Origin of the sequence: Streptomyces sp. NPDC088732 (assembly GCF_044751205.1) — a bacterium.
Taxonomy (GTDB): domain Bacteria; phylum Actinomycetota; class Actinomycetes; order Streptomycetales; family Streptomycetaceae; genus Actinacidiphila.
Genome location: NZ_JBIVLI010000059.1, coordinates 1 through 4951 on the forward strand (window position 1 = coordinate 1; position 4951 = coordinate 4951).

The following is a 4951-nucleotide window of genomic DNA, read 5'->3' on the forward strand; positions in this document are numbered from 1 at the left end:
GATCCAGCTGGTCTCCCGCGCCCGCAAGGCCGGCCTGGTCATCTCCCCACGCGACGTGTTCGTCCACAAGACCGTCGCCGCACTGGCCGCAGTGGCCGGAGAACTGGACACGGCCGTCACCGAGACCGCCGACGCGGGCATCGGCAAGGTGCCCGCCACCCCGATCGTCCACTGGCTGCGCGAGCAGAACGGCCCGATCGACGGCTTCTACCAGTCGATGCTGGTCCAGACCCCCGCCACCGCCGGCCTGGACGACCTCACCACAGCCCTCCAGGCACTCCTCGACCGGCACGACGCCCTGCGCATGCGGATCACCCGCGGACACAACGACTGGCAACTGGAGACCACCCCCGCCGGCACAGTCCCAGCCGCACACTGCCTGACCCGCCACGACATCCAGCACACGCACACCGAGGCACTGCCAGACGTCATCGCCGAGCAGACCCGGGCCGCCCAGGCACGACTCGCCCCCGAAGCCGGCACGATGGTCCAGGCAGTCTGGTTCGACGCCGGACCCCAGACCCCCGGCAGGCTCCTGCTGATGGTGCACCACCTCGCCGTCGACGGCGTGTCCTGGCGCATCCTGCTCCCCGACCTCCAGTCAGCCTGGGAACAGGCCACCACCGGACACCACCCCGCACTCGACCCGGTCCCCACCTCACTGCGAACCTGGGCCACCCGCCTGACCCGAGAGGCCACCGAACCCCGACGCGTCGCCGAACTCGACCTGTGGTCCTCCATGACCACCGACAACGAACCACTCCTGACCGACCACGCACTGGACCCCAGCCGAGACACCGTGTCAACGGCACGCTCCCTCGAACTCGTCCTCCCCGCCGACGTCGTCACCCCCCTGCTCACCACACTCCCCGCCGCATTCCACGCCCACATCAACGACGTCCTGCTGACCGCCCTCAGCACCGCCCTCAACAACTGGGCACACCACCGCGGCACCAACACCGATTCCGGCATCCTCATCGAGCTCGAAGGACACGGCCGGGAAGAAATCCTCCCGGGAACCGACCTGTCCCGCACCGTCGGCTGGTTCACCTCCACCTACCCGATGCGCCTCACACCCGGAACCGCAGACATCACCAACGGCCCCGCCCTGGCCCGCGCACTGAAAACCGTCAAGGAACAACTGCGCACAGTCCCGGACAACGGCATCGGCCACGGCCTGCTCCGCCACCTCAACCCCGACACCGCACCCCTCCTGGCCACCGGCAACCGCCCCCACATCGGCTTCAACTACCTCGGCCGATTCCCCGCCACCGACCAGAACCACACCACCGACTGGGCAACAACCACCGAAGCCACAGCCCTGGGATCAGGCGCCGACCACACCCGGCCCATGCCCCACGCCCTGGAAATCAACGCACTCACCCAGGACCACCCCGACGGCCCCCGACTCCTCGCCACCTGGACCTGGCCCGACGCAGTCCTCACCGAAAACGACGTCCGCGCACTGGCCGAAAACTGGTTCACCGCCCTACGAACCCTCACCACACAAACCCACGCCGGCGGACTCACCCCCTCCGACCTCCCCCTGGTCACCCTCGACCAGACAGACATCGAAGAACTCGAAACCCACCACACCCACATCACCGACGTCCTACCCCTGTCCCCCCTCCAGGACGGCCTGCACTTCCACGCCCTCTACAACAACGACAACACACACAGCATCGACGTCTACAACACCCAGTTCGCCCTCCACCTCCACGGCAACCTCGACACACCCACCCTCCACACCGCAGCCCAAACCCTCCTCAACCGCTACCCCAACCTCCGAGCCACATTCACCCAAACCACCACAGGACAAACCACACAGGTGATCACACGGGACGTGGACGTTCCGTGGCTCGAGGTCGACCTGAACACCCTGGACGCTTCCCTCCAGCAGCAGGAACTGAGCCGACTGCTGGATGAGGACCGTGTTCGCCGGTTCGACATGACCACCGCACCACTGCTGCGCTTCACCCTGGTCCGGCTCGCGCCCGACCGGCACGTCCTGGTCTTCACCAGCCACCACATCCTCTTCGACGGCTGGTCCCTGCCCCTGGTCTTCAGCGAACTGTTCACCCTCTACACGAACGACGACTCCACCCTCCCCCCCGCCCCAGCCTTCAAGGACTACCTGCGGTGGCTCACCACGCAGAACCGCGAAGAAAGCCACCACGCCTGGCGAGAAGCACTCGCCGGCCTCGAAGAACCCACCCTCATCGCCCCCGCCGACGACCACCGCGAACCCGTCCTGCCCGAACAACTCGACATCGAACTCACCGAAGAACTCACCACAGCACTCACCACCACAGCCCGCACCACCGGAATCACCCTCAACACACTCCTCCAGGCAACATGGGCCATCCTCCTCGCCCGCATGACCGGCAAACAGGACATCGTCTTCGGCGCCACCGTCTCCGGCCGCCCCGCGGAACTCCCCGGCGTCGAGAACATGATCGGCCTCTTCATCAACACCCAACCCGTCCGAACCCGACTCGACCCCGCCGACACCCTCACCACCCTGCTCACCCGCATCCAGGACCAGCAGACCGCACTCATCGCCCACCAGCACACCCAGCTCGCCGACATCCAACGCATCACCGGACACAGCGAACTCTTCGACACCACCGTCGTCTACGAGAACTACCCCCTCGACAACGACGCGCTCACCCAACTCGCCCCCGGCATCACCGTCACCGACATCCAAGGACGCGACGCCACCCACTACCCGCTCGGTCTGGTGGCCCTTCCCGGACGCCGGCTGCGCCTGGGCCTCAGCTACCGCCCCGACCTGTTCACCCACCACGACATCGAACAGTGGGCCACCCGCCTCCAACGCATCCTGGAGACTCTGGCGGTGTCCCCCGAGATGCGTGTGAGCGCGGTGGACGCCCTCGGTGTCGAGGAGCGCGGCCTGCTGCTGGGCGAGTGGAGCGGCACGATCGGCGCGGACGGGACGGCCGCGTCGACGACACTGGCGAACCTGCTCGCGGAACAGGCGCGGCGTTCCCCCGACGCGACCGCCGTGGTGTGCGAGGACCGCACCTTGACGTTCCTCGAGCTGGACAGGCGGGCGAACCGACTGGCGCGTCTGCTCATCGAGCGGGGTGTGGGACCGGAAGTGACCGTGGGCCTGCTCCAGTCGCGTTCCGCGGACGCCATCGTGGCCGCCTTCGGCGTACTCAAGGCCGGCGGCGCCTACGTGCCGATCGACCCGAACTATCCGGCGGAGCGCGTCAACCACATCCTGGCCGATGCCGCACCCGCGCTGGTGATCACCGATGCGGAGAACAGGGCCGGCCTGCCGGCGGACGCCGGGACCCCGGTGATGCTCCTCAGGAGCCCGGAGACGGAGGCGGCGCAGGCTGGGGTGTCGGATGCCGATGTGACCGACGCGGACAGGTTGTCGCCCCTGCGAGCCTCTCATCCGGCGCTGGTCATCTACACCTCAGGCTCCACAGGGCGCCCGAAGGGGGTCGTGCTCCGCCATGCGGGCGTGGTGAATCTGTTCGAGCAGCATCGTGCCGCGTTCTACGGTCCCGTCGTCGCGGCCTCCGGGCAGGCCCGGTTCCGTGTTGCCATGACCGCCTCGCTGTCCTTCGACGCGTCCTGGGCCGAGCTTCTGTGGATGCTGGACGGCCATGAGCTCCACCTCGTCGCCGACGATGTGCGGCGGGACGCCGAGGCGGTGATCGACTACGCGCAGAGGCATGTGATCGACCTGCTGGACACCACCCCGTCATTCGCCGAGCAATTGGTGGCGAGCGGGCTGCTGGAGGCTCCGCATCGCCCTCATGTCCTGCTGCTCGGCGGAGAATCCGTGAGTCACTCGCTGTGGGAGGCGCTGCGGGAGGTCGCGCGACCGGCCGCCTTCAATTTCTATGGGCCGACCGAGACGACCATCGACGCGCTGTACCGGCCTTTGCACGGTTCCCCGCAGCCTTCGATCGGCCGCCCTGTCGGCAACACCCGGGTGTATGTGCTGGACATGGGCCTGCAACCAGTGCCCGCCGGGGTGCCGGGCGAGCTCTATATCGCGGGTGCGGGACTGGCCCGGGGGTATCTGGGCAGGGCGGACCTGACCGCTGCCCGTTTCGTGGCAGATCCCTATGGTGAGCCCGGCACCAGGATGTACCGCAGCGGTGATGTGGTCCGCTGGACCGAGGACGGTGAGGTGTTCTTCGTCGGCCGCTCCGACGACCAGGTCAAGCTGCGCGGTTTTCGCATCGAACTCGCCGAGGTGGAGTCCGTTCTGGCCCGATGCGCCGGGGTGGCCCAGTGCGCCGTGGTGGTGCGTGAGGACCAGCCGGGCATCAAGCGCCTCGTGGGGTACGTCACTCCTGTGGCGGGCATCGACAGCCTGAGCCCCCGGGACCTGCGCGAACGTGTCGCCGGCGAGCTGCCGGACTACATGGTGCCCGCGGCGGTTGTGGTGATGAGCGAGCTCCCGCTCGGAGCCACCGGGAAGCTGGACCGGGCCGCCCTGCCGGTGCCGGAGATCGCCGGCTCGGGAGGAGGCCGTGCCCCGCGGACGCCTCATGAAGTCACGCTGGCCGAGGTGTTCGCCCAGGTATTGGGCGTGACCGGAGTCAGCGCCGATGACAGCTTCTTCGACCTGGGCGGCGACTCGATCGTCTCGATCCAGCTGGTGTCCCGGGCCCGCAAGGCCGGCCTGGTCATCTCCCCACGCGACGTGTTCGTCCACAAGACCGTCGCCGCACTGGCCGCAGTGGTGCGGGACGCCGAGCCGGCCGAGGCGGCGGCCCTGGAACGAAGCCGTTCCGTACCGCTGATCGAACTGGACCAGGACGAGTTGGCCGCCCTGGAGGACGATTGGCTCCGTACGAACGCGCAGCCAGGTTTTGAGGCGGTTCTGCCTCTGTCGCCGTTGCAGGAGGGGTTCCTCTTCCACGCCTTGTACGACGAGGGCACCGTGGACCCCTACATCACC

At 68.0% G+C, this 4951-nt stretch carries 1 protein-coding gene; it reads left to right on the forward strand.

Translation table 11 applies throughout. The features are described from left to right. Positions 1 to 4951 (forward strand): amino acid adenylation domain-containing protein (locus ACIP9H_RS42200; protein WP_401598029.1); only part of this gene is annotated, 4951 nt, incomplete at both ends.